Here is a 13,660-nt window from a genome sequence, read left to right as displayed (position 1 = left end):
TCCATTATGATCTATGATGTTGTCATCATTGGCGCTGGCGCCGCAGGCTTGATGTGCGCAGCCCAAGCGGGTTATGCCGGAAAGCGGGTCTTAGTGCTTGATCATGCTAACAAAGCGGGCAAGAAGATTCTCATGTCCGGGGGCGGCCGTTGCAACTTTACCAATCTTGGCACTACGCCACAGCACTTTTACTCATCAAACCCTTACTTTTGTATTTCGGCGCTCAAACGTTATCGTCCTGAGCACTTTGTCGAGCTGGTTGAGCGCCATGGCGTTGAGCATGTTGAGAAAACACCGGGACAGCTGTTCTGCGCAACCTCCGCCAAGGAAATTGTTCGTACCCTACTCACCGAGTGCGAGTGGGCCGGGGCTGAAATAAAACTCAGTACACAGATTACCCGCGTGGAACAGCAGGGCAATGCCATGCGGCTGACGACGTCGATCGGTAAAATTGATGCGGGAGTGGTGGTAGTGGCTAGCGGTGGGCTTTCTATTCCGAGCATGGGGGCGACAGGGTTTGGCTACGACATAGCCCGTCAATTTGGCCTGGAGGTGTTTGATACTCGCCCTGGGCTGGTGCCTTTTACCCTAAGCGATACCTGGAAAGCGCGCGCAGCAGAGCTTTCAGGCGTGAGCGTCCCGGTGGCCGTTAGTGCAGGCAGCCGCCGCTTTGTTGATCCTATGCTGTTTACCCACCGCGGACTGTCTGGGCCTGCGATGCTGCAGGTATCCAGCGTTTGGCAGCCAGGGGAGAGCCTTACCGTTGATCTGTTGCCCGGTGAAAATGTGGCGGAATTGCTGCGTGAGGCGCGTCAAGGAACTCCCAAGCGTCAACTTTCTACGTGGCTGACGGAGCGCTTTCCGAAGCGCTTGGCCCAAGCGTTGCTTGAGTGGTATCCCGATCATGATCCTGCGCGGCCGCTCGCTCAATATGCCAATCAGGCCTTGGACGAATGGGCTGGCAGGCTTAATGCTTGGCAACTGAAGCCGGCGGGTACTGAAGGGTGGCGTACAGCTGAAGTGACCATGGGGGGAGTCAATACCGACGCGCTATCATCCAAAACCTTTGAAGTGAAAGGCTTGCCACAGCTGCGGTTTATCGGTGAAGTAGTGGATGTAACAGGCGAGCTTGGTGGGTATAACTTTCAGTGGGCTTGGGCGAGTGGCGTAGCCTGCGGGCAATCTTGCTAGGCAACGCCACCAACCCAGGCAATAGCGTCAGAATTAACTAGCTACTTTGGCTAATAATTTAAGCTTCTTGAATAGCATATAGCCCGCAAGCGCTTTTCTGCCTGCTGCCATGGCGCCGCCTGGATGGCGCATTAACTTGAATGCGGCAAAGCCACCAACGGCGTAAAGAGGCAGCTTAAAGCTTTGCCAGTTTCTATCCAGTGGTGAAGCAGCTTGCTGTAAAAATTCACTATCGACCAAAATATCTACGCGCTGCTGCTCCAGCTCAGCCAGCAATAGCGCTTTGCGTTCAGCACGGCTGAGTGGTTTCGTTGGCGGTTTAGCGTTGTCTGCGGATGGTTTCATCACTTGGCTCCTCAAGCAGTGCTCGGTCTGCAGCAAGCTGTTTGAGTGTTTCTTTTAAAAGAGAGTGTTGCTTGGACTGGCGAATCGCGATGACCGCTAGTAGCAAACTGGCGCCGATTAACACACCTGCACTGATGGCAATGGCGGTTAAGCGATAGGTATCCCAGAACAGAACCACTACTAATGCCGTCAGCGTGGCAATACCCAACAAGAGCAGCAGTAAGCTTGCTCCTGCAAGAAGAAGTAGAACCAGTAAGCGGGCACGCTCCTCTTCTAACTCAAACACCGCCAAACGCAGGCGGGTTTCGCTATTAGCAATCAGCGATTTCAGTAAGCGTTTGGCGGCAGAGAAGACGCGTTGGGTTGGACCCAAAGCCATTAGCGACGACCGAGCAGCATACCCACAACCATACCTGCAGCGGCACCAATACCAATGCTCGTCCAGGGGTTTTCATGCACGTAGCGATCACATGCATCGGCTTGATGGGTCAACGAGTCACGAGTTTCGTCATAGATACGTTCGCCGCGAGCTTCGAGGCGTGCACGGGTGTCTTTCAAACGGCGTTCGGCACGGGTACGTAGATCGTTCATCTCTCCGCTGGCATCTTTAGCGGTCGCATTGACCAGCTCTTCAACGGTTTCACTCAAGTGGCGCAGATCATCTTTGAGTTGATCGGCTTGAGTAGAGTAAGTGTGTTGACGTTTAGCCATGGAGTCTTCCTTTGACGAATGAATGATTTAGCTACTATGAGCATAGCAGCCATTTAATAACAGACAAGCAATTGCGCCTATCGGTTCAACCCTGTCGCACTAAATAAGGGATTTAAGCTAAACCCAAGGCTCAGGCGGTGCACACGGTGATCATAATCGATCATGCTTTCACCATATCCGTAGTAGTACTGTACATGCGCCCGCAAACTGTTGAAAGCAGGCCAGCTGTAATCAATCTGGGTGCCTATATTCCCTGCGCTGGGGTTGCCGCGTAACTGACCGCTCATTTCATGGTTATTATTGAGGCGCTTGGCGAGGCGAATATCGCCGTACCCCATGTAACGTTCGATATCCGGGTTGTCGTCATCATCTGAGGATTCCGGTATCCGCCAATGCGGTGCCAGGGTGAACGCCCAGTCACCGCGCTGGAAGGTGCTTTCAAGATAAACCCGGTTCCAGCTACGGGAGAGAGGATCTGAGCGACCATTAGACTGGTGATTAAGGGCGATTCGGTTGCGGGTATTCACCCAGCCAAGCGCCTCCCAGGCATTGTCAAAGTCGATGAATATTTCAGGTTCGTAGTTGGTTTCTCGGAAAGGCGATGAAGCGTCGGTATTGTAGGCCTGCCACCAGCTGCGCTGGGTATAGCCAAAAAAGACGTCGCCGTAGTTGCCAAACACCTGTTCAGCCAGATTTACCTTGGCGCTGAACTGGAACTTAAGCTCTACGCTATCTATTTCGCTGTCGTCTGAGATATTGCGAAAGCTTTCGCGGTTCTGGTTCGTATTATAGCTAACCGGGAACAGATAATTGGTGCGGTGCGCTGTGATTGAAAACGGGTTTCGGCTCGATTCCTGTTCGAGTTCACGTCGCTCGCTCAAGTCTTCTCTGGCGGCTTCTTCAGGCAACTGCTCAAATGGCACGCCTTGAGCGGCTTCTTCGGGATATTCTACCTGCTGCAACTGTTGATGCAGATCATATAGCTCAGCGTTGAGGGCACGGATACGCGCCTCAATCTCTTGTTGGGACTCAGCGAAGGAACTTGCACTAAACGTAGCAAGACTCAGCAGAACCAATAATTTCGTGACCGGTAGTTTTCGGATAACCATCTAAGGTGGCTCGCAAAATGAATGAATAGGCAAATGCCATGGTTGTTTCTATCACGCCGCCTGCGGAAGTCAACACCTCTGATTGCGCTGGCTATCAGAACGCCTGACAATAACCTTATTATCCGTGTCTGCGGAGCTATCGATGTCAACGAGGCATATGAAACGTGGTGAGATGCGCCTGTAAGTGGATCGTAACGTGCTTATTCTTGCTGCTTATTGTTAGCAGTGCCGCGGCCCAGGCTACATTCCAGGCCAGCATGCTCGAGCGTGTGCCTGAACAGGCTGAGCTGGCATCCAGGCTTGCTCAGTTGGAAGCGCTTGAGGGCGCATTGACTGCTCAACAAACCAGCGATAAAGAAGCCTTGGAGGCCGCCCTTGATGCCTATGAACGGCTAGCCTCTGTCGATGAGCGCCTGGCCGCGTTAGATACGCGCGTAGAGCAAGCCCCAGAATTACTAACTCGTTTGCAGCGTGAGTTGAGCGAAGCCGAAGAAGCGTCACAGCAGCTTTCCGTGGCTGGTTTGAGTGACCGGCGCCTTGACGAGCTGGAAACCCTGCAAACTGAGGCGGTGGTCGAGCTTCAACAGTTGCAAAGTCAGCTAGCAGAAGTGAACTCTCAACTCCTGGCTGCGCAAACACTCCCAGAACGCGCCCAACAATCCATCGCTGAAACTCTCCAGCGCGCGGAGAGTTTACGCCGACAACACGATGAGCGCGAGGCTTTGTTAGCAGATCGGCAACTTTCGGCATTGAGTGATGCACGGCTTATACAGCTGCGCCTTGAGCGCGCACTTGCTGACCGCGAAGTGAGCTTTTACCAGCGTGAACTCAGCGCGAATAGTCGGCTGCGCGAATTGGCGCAGGAGCGCCGTGATGTTCTGATGTTGCAAATTGATTATCAAGAGCAGCAGCTCAGTATGTTGCAAGGGGTGATAGACCAACAGCGGCGTTTGGCCTCAGAGCAGGCGATTGCTGATGCCGCCCGGGATAATCCCTTAATTGCCGCTGGCCACCCATTGGTGGTGCAAGCCCAACAAGCCAACCAAACGTTAAGCCTTGAACTGCTACGGGCCACCGACCGCGCTAACAGTATCGTGCGTGAGAATATTGAAGCCCAGCGTCAGTTGGAGCATGTCCGCCAACTACAGCGCAGCCTGAATGAGCAAATTGACGCCATACGCGGAAGCCAACTGCTGTCGCGTATTTTGCGCGAGCAGCGCCAATCCCTCCCGCCATTAACCGCACGGCGCGATTTGCAGGATGAAATTGCTGATCTGCGTTTGAAGCAATTTGATTTAGTCCGTCAGCGTGACCAGTTACGCCAAAGCGAGCAGTTTGCGGCTGCGCAGCTAGCCGAAGCGGGTATAGAAGCGACGCCAGGACTGGTGGATTCACTCTCGCGGCTCTATCAGTCCCGGCGAGAGCTGGTCGAACAATTGGAGCAGTCCTATGGAAGCTTGTTGAGTGCAGCGATCGAGCTACAGCTGAACCAGCAGCAAGTGTTAACGACCACCAGTGAGCTGCTTGAAACCATTGATGAACAGCTATTTTGGGTCGCCAATAGTCGCCCGCTGGACGTTAACTGGTTGCGCCAGTTGCCGCATAATTTACGCCTGGAGTGGCAAGAGGGAGAGTGGCGTGCCATTTTGCCCACCCGCTGGCAAGGACTCTCTTGGCAAGTGCTTAACGGGGCACCGCTTGTGTTGGTGGGTCTCGTGCTGATGGGGTTACGTCGCCAAATTAAGACGCGCTTGGCGAACCTGCATTCACAAATCGGACGCTTGAAAAGCGACACCCAGCTGCACACGCCTAAAGCGGTGCTGCTAAATGCGCTGCTGGCGCTGCCTGGCCCATTAGCGTTAGCGGGCATTGGGGTTGGGTTGTTAGGCGCAGCGGGGCCGTTGGTAACTAGCGTTGCTCCGGCACTGCTTCAGTTAGCCCTGAGTTGGGGCGTAGTGGCATGGGTGCGCCGACTATTGGTTGCTGAGGGGGTGGCTGAGCGTCATTTTACCTGGTCACCTCAATACACCGCTCGGTTACGCCAACTGCTAGGCGGGTTAGGGGTTGCTTTGGTGCCCGTCATTGCCATTGCGGCTATGTCGGGTGAAGTGGAGACCCCGTTAGCAATGCGTCCCGTTGCGCTAGCATTACTCTCGCTTGGTTTGATAGCCATGAGCTGGTGGCTGGCGCAGTTGATACTGGCGCATATCCCCATTTTTGGCGTGCGTCTGTTTCGTTTGCTGTTGGGGCTTGCGATGGCGTCGGTGCCACTGATGCTGCTGGGATTAGTCACCTGGGGCTATGAATACACTGCGTTGCGCCTAGTAGGCAGGTTCGCCATTACGCTTTACCTGCTGGGGCTGTGGGTGGTGGTGGAAGCTACGTTGGTGCGCAGCTTGGCAGTAGCTGCTCGTCGGCTCGCCTATCGTCGTGCACTGGCCCGTCGTCGCGCTCAAGTACAAGAGGGGGCGGAAGGTGGTCTCGAAGTAGTCGAAGAGCCCCCGCTTGATATGGCGCAGATCAATAGCCAATCGCTGCGGCTTTCCAAGCTGATTGTGTTGATTGGCTTTAGTGCGCTGCTTTACTTGGTCTGGTCAGACTTGCTCTCGGTGCTCGGCTATTTGGACAACGTATCACTGTGGGAGGCGCAAGAGGGGGATCTGGTTGATAACGCGCTATCGATATCCGACATCTTTGCTGCTCTGCTGATTGTCGCTATTACTTTTATTATGGCGGGCAACTTACCCGGCCTGTTAGAAGTAATGGTGCTATCCCGGCTGTCATTGAAACAGGGCAGCGCTTATGCGATTAGCTCGCTGCTCTCCTACACCATTGTGGGCACGGGGATCGTTATGGGGCTATCGACCCTTGGGGTTTCCTGGGACAAACTGCAGTGGCTGGTAGCCGCATTGAGCGTAGGGTTAGGGTTTGGTTTGCAGGAGATTTTCGCCAACTTTATATCCGGCTTGATCATTCTGTTTGAACGTCCTATCCGTATTGGCGACACGATCACGATTGGCAATTTGCACGGTACCGTCAGCCGTATCCGCATCCGAGCGACGACTGTCACTGATTTTGATCGTAAAGAGATTATTATCCCCAATAAAACCTTTGTGACTGACCAGCTGATCAACTGGTCGCTGTCGGATAACATCACCCGAGTCGTGCTTACCTACGGCGTGGCTCACGGCTCGGACATGCAGAAGGTGCATCAACTGCTGCGCAAAGCCGCAGATGAAAACGCTCGCGTGCTAACTGACCCTGAACCTCAGGTGTTCTGTTTAAGCTACGGGCAGCATAGCCTCAATTTCGAGCTGCGTATTTTCGTCAACGACCTGCTCGACAGGCTGTTTGCGGCTGATGAAATTAACTGTCGGGTTGATGCACTGTTTCGTGAAGCGGGCGTACGCGTGGCCTTTGAGCAGATGGATGTATGGCTTCATCCCGATAAAGGCGAGGCGATAAAAGTGCAGTCTGCAAATCAGCTCACGCCTCCTTCATCGACTTGATACTCTTTTCCAGCCCCTTTCTTACGTTCCTTGATGGCATGCAGGAGGAACTCCCGATTGCCATCGCCGCCGGTAATCGGGCTCTCCTGCCAGTGACGAATGGCGAGCCCGCAGGCGTCACAGGCGCTGCGAATATTGGTTTCAACGTCGTTATAACGCCGAGCATCACGCACCACGCCGCGTTTATCGAGTGCTTCTGCGTTCAGCTCAAACTGAGGTTTAACCAGCGAGATCAAGTGCCCCTCCGGCGGCAGCAGGGCGGCAATTTCAGGCAGAATCAGCGTTTGCGAGATAAATGACACATCCATAATGGCGCTATGAATGGGTTGGGCGGCAAGCACGCTTTTTAGTGCTTCATCGCTACTCATGTAACGCGCATTTAATCCCTCCAGGCACGTCACGCGTGGGTCGCCACGTAGCTCGGGGGCCAACTGCCCATGGCCAACTTCTACACCAATGACATGGCGGGCGCCAAAGCGCAGCGCGCAGTCGGTGAAGCCACCGGTTGATTGGCCTATATCGAGTACCACTGTTTCATCCAAGCGCATTTCAAGCGTTGTCAGTACCGCTTCGAGTTTCAGACCCGCGCGGGAGACATAGCGCTCTTCAGGGTCGTCCTCTACGTCAAAGCGAGTATCTTCGGGCCACTTTTCTGACGCTTTAGTTAACGGTTTGCCGTTACTGGCAAGACGAATCCGGCCATGGCGAATAAGCCGCTGGGCGCGGGTACGCGAATTGGCCAGCCCTTGGCTGACCAACAGTTGATCGAGTCGCATCATCATGATTGAGAGTGTCGTTAATAGGGCGGTTTATTCTGCATCCGGTGGGGCATTAGGGCCTTGATCAGCCTGTAGTTCGACAGGCGGTAAACGCGATGCCCCCCAGCTACGGTGCAGGTAATACTTAACATTTTCCAACTCTTCACTGGTGACAGAGACTATTTCACCGCGCTCGAGTGGGTCGTAATGATAAATATACAGCCGCGATGCAAAGCGTTCGAATGGCAGTGATGCTTCACCAAAGCGTTCACCGTTACCCGATGTGCTGACAATGACGCCGTCGCCCCAATCCTGACCGCTATCGTTGTTGGGATTATAAAAATAAACCCGCATAACGTCAGAGGGGTCGAGGGACGCCCGCAAAATGGTGATGGCGTGCCAGCCAATGAAACGCGCTGCGCTATCGGTGACCGCAATGCCCGCTGGCTGTGGATGAATCAGCGGTTGGTTGCCATTGTAGTAGGGGTGATAACTGGCGTAGAAGTGGCGTACAAAATCATCCACATCGCTTAGCTGCCCGGTGGCCACATCGACATTGATGCGGAAACCACGTCCTGACCACCAGCCATGAAATTCAGGATTCACCCAGCGGTGTGGGTCGCCCTCACGACCAATGCAGCGTCGGCCCATTTCGGCATAAATGCGATCCAGATGTGGCACGACAATTAGCGAAACGGGGTCTAAATCCATAGGCAGTTCAGTTGCAACGCCAGAAAGGCTCTCCATTGATGAGATGGCCTGGCCCTCGAAATGCATGATGATTTCGTCATCGCGTGCTGCCCACGCCACCATCTGTAGCAGATAGTCCGGATCGTTGTAGGCCCACATGGAAAGGGCGCGTGCCGATTGGCAGGTAGGGTTATTGCCCTGTCCCACGCCTAACGGTAGACCCAGCATGCATAGCACACCTTCAATCAGTCGTGCGCGGGGAGAAACAGTGTCGCCATAGGCGATAGAGAGTCGTGACTGCGCCCACTCTGAGAGCGGTAGATTAAGCTGACGCCACATTGCCGGTGCCACCGGCGGCTGATAGAGAATACCGCGTTCGAGCATTAGCGCAAGGCCGTAGACTGCCTGAGAGGTAGCAGGATAAACCCCACCACGAATCAACGCTTGAACCAGCTCACGGTAGCAGAGTAAGCAATCACGCCCGGTAGACGACAAGCCCAACGCTTCAGAGAGTAAATGATCCCCCTCTTCAAGCAGGTGGCGTAGCAACACGGCGTGGTAGGGCGATACTAAGCCGGTATCGTGCATTGCTCTGGCAAAGCCCGTGGATTCAGCCTGCAGCGCCGTCTGATCCATGTGCTCCAGTCGATCGCGATAAACATCGACACCAGGGTCTTCTCGGCAGGCCTGAGTGGGCCCGTAAAGTGAGCTGACCAAACGGTCGGCACCTTGACCACTAGCGCCTAGATCAATTGCTGGGTTGGCTTGGCAAAGGGCAATTTGGGTGATCATCTGCTTGATTGCGTCAACCTGGATAGGTCGCTGCTTTAAAATGCGCCAAATTTCATCAATCAGTTGATCGACAATATGTTCGTAGCCGATTCGATCCGCTAAGTGCTGGAAAAGCAGGCGAGGAATCGTCGCCAGGCGCCCCTGGGTTTCCCGCTCCGCCTCGCTAGGCGGTAAGAACAGTAGCCATAAATTAATCGCCATGACCTGAGTAAGGTAATGGTGCGCATGCTCTGCAGAAACCAGCGGGTGTACAAAATCGCCTTTAGCGACAGAGAGCAGTCGCAGCTCGCTTAATGACTCAATAACGACCACGTTGGCATCTGCGCTTTTCAGCGAGAAAGTCGTCAAAGTAGGCACCAAGTATTGAGGGGTTTCCCAATCAGAACCTAAAAATACACCGGCGTCCTCGAACGCTTGCGCACGTGATTCCAGTGCTTCACAACCGCCATCCTGAAGTAATATTCGCCGCGCAGTATCCATTACTCGCGGCAGCTTGGCGGGCTTTGAGAAGGCGGGCGCCTGCGTAAGCAGGCGCACGGCGTCATCAAATTTGCTCAACAATCCATTGAGCTTGCTATCTTCTTGAGAAGACGTCACTTGATCTGTCTCCACGGTGACTCCTTATCCCAGCGTTAGCGGGGATTATACATAGAAGTCGAGGTCTTCTTGGCGTTTTAATAGGTCGCGTATGGTATGCGCATCCTCGCCTTTAAAGTAGACCAGACCCCAATGGGTACCAAACGCGGTGCGTTTAGTAACGGTTTCTTCTACTGGTGAGGTTAGCTCATGAGACTCAAAGTAGGGGTGATCTTCGGTCTCTTCGGGAATTTCCAAACGGCTGACTACACGACGGCGTGGGTATACGCCAAAGCAACCGGCAAAGCCATCGGCATCGACCACTTCTTTCGGGAAAAACTTGGCCACTTCTTCTTTCGTGGTTTTCGGGTCGAACACCAGCATTGACGCCTGATAGGCATTGAAGCCGTAAACACGTTCTAACAATTCGAAGACTTTAAAACCGGGCGGACGATACGCCACTTCGCCAAAGTACATCTCACCATCGCTGGTGACAAAGTATTCGGGGTGGATCAAACCAAACTCAATGTCGAACGCCTTGATCAACTTTTCAATCTGTTGGGTAATCTGCTCGCGGTAAATCTCAAGCTCAGGCGACGCGGGCACGAATACCGAGTAGCCCAGTGTCACGTACTCCGAGATATTCAAGAAAGCGATTTTGCCATCGTGAATCCATGCTTCAACGGCAAATTCCCAGCCATCCAGGTGCGATTCCATTAACACCGGAAACTCTTCCTCAGGGATGGTGTCCACTTCATCCGGCGTACGAATGACACGGTGGCCCAAGCAGCCTGCTTTATCGAAGGCCTTGAGGTGAATCGGGTCGTTAGGGTCGCCGTCCAGCTTTAGCAGCGTCTGGTTAACGCGCTTGAGGAAGCGCACTACGTCTTCTTTATCGTGGGCTTCTTCAAAGATACCGACGCGGATACCGCCTAACTGGGCCCGACGCTTCATCAACGCCTTGTCGCGAAGCAGTAGCGATTGACCATAAATGCGTGGATTATCAAGCAGTACGGAGTTGATGGCCCCAGCCCACTCTACGGTTTCTTCATAGAGAGGAATCGCGACATCAACACCTTTTTCTTTAAGCGTCTCGGCAATTTCCATCGAGCGATCATTAAGACGCTCAAAATTCCAAGGCACGTAGGGAATGTCGTGTTTTTGGCAATACTCTTCGGCCCAGTCAGGTGCAACGACAATGTAGCGACGGTCAAAATTCTCAGCCGCTTCAATCGCATTTAGGCTCCAGCCTAATAGAGCAATATAGCCCTTATTTGGATCCTTTTGCATGTTGATGACTCCTACTTGGTGAATAAACAGTACTGCCAAATTACCTGCCCCACCATACACGAGGGGGGCATGAGCGGCTAATGAGCGCTTTATCCGTAGCATTAACGCAAACCTTGCCAACGGCTTACCTTAAAGGCGTAGCAATAGGAATATGGTAAGCTAGGCGGTTCAACTTCATGTACAAATGGCAAGAGGAATAGGCCAAGATGGCGGCCAAGCCGATCTACCGTGTGGTGGTTCACCAGCAGGGTGAAATTTGGGATTTATACGTTCGAGAAATCTTTCAGAGCGAACTCTGGGGCTTTATTGAAGTCGAGGAGTTTGTCTTTGACGATGCTTCACGGGTAGTCGTCGACCCTGCGACTGAAAAATTGCAGCGAACCTTTGATGGTGTCAAACGTAGCTACCTACCGTTAAATGCTATTGTGCGCATTGATGAAGTAGAGCGTGAAGGCCCATTGAAGGCGGTTAAAACTGATGCCCGGGTAGCAGAGTTCCCCCGTCCCTTTTCGTTGCCACCGCGCGGCGAAGGGTAAGCGTATGAGACAAACGCACCGCTAAGTTAGACGATAAGCGCTGTTGGCTTCGTCCGCCTTGCAGCGTTTTTAATCAGGACATGATGTCATGCAGGTAAATAAAATTCGTTTTCGAAATTACGCCGCTGCGGCTGGCGTTTTACTAAGTGTGGCGAGCATTAATGCTAACGCCCAATCCGATAACCGGGCGTGGGTGACTGACGAGTTAAGTACCTATGTGCGTAGTGGCCCAACGGACGGTTATCGTATTATCGGTACGCTCAATGCTGGCGAACAGGTCGATGTGCTTGAATCCAGCGGTGACTACACGCGTGTGCGCAACAGCGATGGCAATGCGGTGTGGGTATTGAGTGATGAGCTGCAAGAAACACCCAGTGCCGTTGAGCAGTTACCCGCGTTAGAGGCGCAGGTTGAAGAGTTAACGGCTGAGCTTGAAGGCATCAATGAATCCTGGGAACAGCGTGTTTCCTCAATGACCTCAACTCTTGAGGTTCGTGAACGGCGTATTGCCGAGCTTGAAGCGAGTAATCAAGAGCTGGACAGTCAGGCTGAGCAGTCGCGCCAACAGGTAAGAGGGCTTCAGGCACGCTTAGAAACCCAGGAAGAAGATCTGTTGATGCGCTACTTTATGTACGGCGGTGGTGTGGCTGGCGCGGGCTTGTTGGTTGGCCTGATTGTGCCGCATCTGCCACGTCGACGTAAAAAGCGTGACCGTTGGTTTTAATAGCGCGATCAACGACAAGGTAGCAAAAGAATGAGTGATCAATGGCGCAAGCGCTGGCAAGAAGGGCGCATTGGTTTTCATCTGCAGCAGGCGCACCCGGCGCTACTGCGTCATTGGGACTCGCTTGGTGTTGCCAAGCGCACCAAGGTGCTTGTACCGCTGTGTGGCAAGAGTCTGGATATGCGCTGGCTGGCTGATGAAGGATATCCGGTGTTGGGTATTGAGTTTGCCCCTGAAGCCATTGAGCAGTTTTTGGCTCAGCGCAGTACCTCGGTGTCACGATATCGCCAGGCAGGTTTCAATGTCTCCCGTCAAGGCAATGTCGAACTCTGGTGTGGGGACTTTTTTCACCTACATATTCAGCAGGCCGCAGAAATTGGGGCGTTTTATGATCGCGCTTCACTGATAGCGCTGCCGTCAGCAACTCGGCAGCGCTATGCGTTTCACCTTGCGCAGTTGGTGCCCCCTGGCGCCAAAGGCCTGTTGATTAGTTTGTCGCATACCGATGGCAGTGCTGGCCCGCCTTATAGCGTTCCCGCAAGCGAGATTGAAAACCTGTTTACTCCAAATTTCGCGCTCACTTTTCTGGAAGAGGGCAGCCCTGATGAGCGTGGCCGAACGGAGAGTGTGTGGGCACTAGAACGACGCGGGCCGCGTCTCTAGTGGTAAAAGACGCAGCCCGAGTCTGAGGTGATTTTGGGAAGCAGATACTTCTCAACGTGCGAGTAAACGGCCCAATTCCGGATCGCTAAAAGCGCGGTTCATGCCATCGCTCAGTAGATCGCTGAGCATTCGCGCATTGCTGTCGGCATCGGGTTTAAGGGCATAGCCCTGGGTACGGCGAGAAGTGTAGGTGCCGGTATAGGTGGTGCCCTTATTTTGAGCAACAGCGCGGAAAACACCTTCAAGGCGTGCTTCATCGACCAGCGGCTGGCCGCTGTCGCCACGGGCGTAGTTCAGGCTGGCAAGTTCCAGCGTTAAGCTCGGGCGGCCCTCGGCCTGTTCGGTGGTAGGGCTAAAGCCCATATCCCGCACGGCGCGCTCAGCTTCTTCTTGGAGACGGGGAATTAACTCGTGACTGCTCACGGTAATATGCGCCGTCGACATGCCACCGCCTGCTCGATTGCCAATAATGTCGCTCTCACGGCCATCCTGGGCAATCACAGTCACCTGTTGACCTGAGCCCACTTGCGGTACCTGTGCGCTGCGCTCAGGACTAAGTTGCAAGTACTGAGGGCTGGTACAGCCAGCAAGCCATGCGCTGGCAAGCAGAACACCTGAAATTTTTAAAAAGTGACGCCGAAGCATGGTCGTCCTCCGCTATGGCTAAAACGCCAGTATAACGCGGGTAGCGCTTTGGCGGTATGTTCTGGCGATGCAAGTATGCTTGATCACTTTCCTCGCCTGATTGCGAAAGAAGTAAAATAGG

At 53.7% G+C, this 13,660-nt stretch carries 13 protein-coding genes; 5 read left to right on the top strand and 8 right to left on the bottom strand.

Going from position 1 to position 13,660, the window contains the following annotated elements:
* Positions 1 to 6: 6 nt before the first annotated feature.
* Complete coding sequence (locus ACXUPB_RS13800; RefSeq protein ID WP_350359367.1) at positions 7 to 1,191, top strand: BaiN/RdsA family NAD(P)/FAD-dependent oxidoreductase; 1,185 nt, start codon at positions 7 to 9, stop codon at positions 1,189 to 1,191.
* Between the two features lie 33 nt (positions 1,192 to 1,224).
* Here the strand turns inward: ACXUPB_RS13800 and ACXUPB_RS13795 are convergent, their stop codons facing one another.
* The 4 genes from ACXUPB_RS13795 to ACXUPB_RS13780 all read right to left on the bottom strand — a co-directional run bounded on the left by ACXUPB_RS13795 (position 1,225) and on the right by ACXUPB_RS13780 (position 3,356).
* Positions 1,225 to 1,536 (bottom strand): YqjK family protein, encoded by a 312-nt coding sequence (locus ACXUPB_RS13795; protein WP_472952938.1) that lies wholly within the window; start codon positions 1,534 to 1,536, stop codon positions 1,225 to 1,227.
* On the bottom strand, positions 1,511 to 1,915 hold the full coding sequence (locus ACXUPB_RS13790; RefSeq protein WP_350359365.1) for a phage holin family protein: 405 nt from the start codon (positions 1,913 to 1,915) through the stop codon (positions 1,511 to 1,513). The genes ACXUPB_RS13795 and ACXUPB_RS13790 overlap by 26 nt, the downstream gene beginning before the upstream one ends.
* A complete protein-coding gene (locus ACXUPB_RS13785) occupies positions 1,915 to 2,247 on the bottom strand; it encodes an ElaB/YgaM/YqjD family protein (RefSeq protein WP_350359364.1) in 333 nt (110 codons plus the stop codon). The genes ACXUPB_RS13790 and ACXUPB_RS13785 overlap by 1 nt, the downstream gene beginning before the upstream one ends.
* 77 nt (positions 2,248 to 2,324) lie before the next feature.
* On the bottom strand, positions 2,325 to 3,356 hold the full coding sequence (locus tag ACXUPB_RS13780; protein WP_350359363.1) for a phospholipase A: 1,032 nt from the start codon (positions 3,354 to 3,356) through the stop codon (positions 2,325 to 2,327).
* A gap of 206 nt (positions 3,357 to 3,562) precedes the next feature.
* Here ACXUPB_RS13780 and mscK point away from each other — a divergent pair, with 206 nt between their 5' ends.
* Complete coding sequence (gene mscK, locus ACXUPB_RS13775; protein WP_472952937.1) at positions 3,563 to 6,865, top strand: mechanosensitive channel MscK; 3,303 nt, start codon at positions 3,563 to 3,565, stop codon at positions 6,863 to 6,865.
* On the opposite strand, the gene ACXUPB_RS13770 is transcribed toward mscK, so the two are convergent.
* The 3 genes from ACXUPB_RS13770 to ACXUPB_RS13760 are packed head-to-tail and all read right to left on the bottom strand — an operon-like array spanning position 6,838 to position 10,971.
* Positions 6,838 to 7,644, bottom strand: coding sequence for a TlyA family RNA methyltransferase (locus ACXUPB_RS13770; RefSeq protein WP_472956754.1), 807 nt, complete (start codon positions 7,642 to 7,644; stop codon positions 6,838 to 6,840). The genes mscK and ACXUPB_RS13770 overlap by 28 nt on opposite strands.
* A gap of 30 nt (positions 7,645 to 7,674) precedes the next feature.
* Entirely contained in the window at positions 7,675 to 9,717 is a 2,043-nt protein-coding gene (locus ACXUPB_RS13765; protein WP_472952936.1) for a hypothetical protein, read from the bottom strand.
* A 30-nt stretch (positions 9,718 to 9,747) separates the two neighbouring features.
* Complete coding sequence (locus tag ACXUPB_RS13760; RefSeq protein WP_179917011.1) at positions 9,748 to 10,971, bottom strand: ATP-grasp domain-containing protein; 1,224 nt, start codon at positions 10,969 to 10,971, stop codon at positions 9,748 to 9,750.
* A 206-nt stretch (positions 10,972 to 11,177) separates the two neighbouring features.
* On the opposite strand from ACXUPB_RS13760, the gene ACXUPB_RS13755 reads away from it, so the two are divergent.
* The 3 genes from ACXUPB_RS13755 (at position 11,178) to ACXUPB_RS13745 (ending at position 12,894) form a co-directional block, all read left to right on the top strand.
* Complete coding sequence (locus ACXUPB_RS13755; RefSeq protein ID WP_008959579.1) at positions 11,178 to 11,507, top strand: DUF1820 family protein; 330 nt, start codon at positions 11,178 to 11,180, stop codon at positions 11,505 to 11,507.
* 88 nt (positions 11,508 to 11,595) lie between these two features.
* Positions 11,596 to 12,231 (top strand): TIGR04211 family SH3 domain-containing protein, encoded by a 636-nt coding sequence (locus ACXUPB_RS13750; protein ID WP_472952933.1) that lies wholly within the window; start codon positions 11,596 to 11,598, stop codon positions 12,229 to 12,231.
* 30 nt (positions 12,232 to 12,261) lie between these two features.
* Complete coding sequence (locus ACXUPB_RS13745; RefSeq protein WP_472952932.1) at positions 12,262 to 12,894, top strand: class I SAM-dependent methyltransferase; 633 nt, start codon at positions 12,262 to 12,264, stop codon at positions 12,892 to 12,894.
* Between the two features lie 51 nt (positions 12,895 to 12,945).
* Here ACXUPB_RS13745 and ACXUPB_RS13740 read toward each other — a convergent pair whose 3' ends face one another.
* The gene (locus ACXUPB_RS13740) at positions 12,946 to 13,539 is read right to left on the bottom strand and encodes a YajG family lipoprotein (protein WP_472952931.1); all 594 of its coding nucleotides are present in this window, start codon (positions 13,537 to 13,539) and stop codon (positions 12,946 to 12,948) included.
* Between the last annotated feature and the right edge of the window lie 121 nt (positions 13,540 to 13,660).

This window comes from Vreelandella sp. DA03-1M, assembly GCF_055725665.1.
Note: the sequence above shows the minus strand (reverse complement) of the source record. Positions and strands in the feature narration are given on the sequence as shown.

What these genes read in the sequence shown, in the direction of transcription:
- ACXUPB_RS13800 (WP_350359367.1), top strand. Translation starts at nt 7, where the DNA reads ATGATCTATGATGTTGTCATCATTGGCGCTGGCGCCGCAGGCTTGATG.
- ACXUPB_RS13795 (WP_472952938.1), bottom strand. Translation starts at nt 1,536, where the DNA reads ATGAAACCATCCGCAGACAACGCTAAACCGCCAACGAAACCACTCAGC.
- ACXUPB_RS13790 (WP_350359365.1), bottom strand. Translation starts at nt 1,915, where the DNA reads ATGGCTTTGGGTCCAACCCAACGCGTCTTCTCTGCCGCCAAACGCTTA.
- ACXUPB_RS13785 (WP_350359364.1), bottom strand. Translation starts at nt 2,247, where the DNA reads ATGGCTAAACGTCAACACACTTACTCTACTCAAGCCGATCAACTCAAA.
- ACXUPB_RS13780 (WP_350359363.1), bottom strand. Translation starts at nt 3,356, where the DNA reads ATGGTTATCCGAAAACTACCGGTCACGAAATTATTGGTTCTGCTGAGT.
- ACXUPB_RS13770 (WP_472956754.1), bottom strand. Translation starts at nt 7,644, where the DNA reads ATGATGCGACTCGATCAACTGTTGGTCAGCCAAGGGCTGGCCAATTCG.
- ACXUPB_RS13760 (WP_179917011.1), bottom strand. Translation starts at nt 10,971, where the DNA reads ATGCAAAAGGATCCAAATAAGGGCTATATTGCTCTATTAGGCTGGAGC.
- ACXUPB_RS13755 (WP_008959579.1), top strand. Translation starts at nt 11,178, where the DNA reads ATGGCGGCCAAGCCGATCTACCGTGTGGTGGTTCACCAGCAGGGTGAA.
- ACXUPB_RS13750 (WP_472952933.1), top strand. Translation starts at nt 11,596, where the DNA reads ATGCAGGTAAATAAAATTCGTTTTCGAAATTACGCCGCTGCGGCTGGC.
- ACXUPB_RS13745 (WP_472952932.1), top strand. Translation starts at nt 12,262, where the DNA reads ATGAGTGATCAATGGCGCAAGCGCTGGCAAGAAGGGCGCATTGGTTTT.
- ACXUPB_RS13740 (WP_472952931.1), bottom strand. Translation starts at nt 13,539, where the DNA reads ATGCTTCGGCGTCACTTTTTAAAAATTTCAGGTGTTCTGCTTGCCAGC.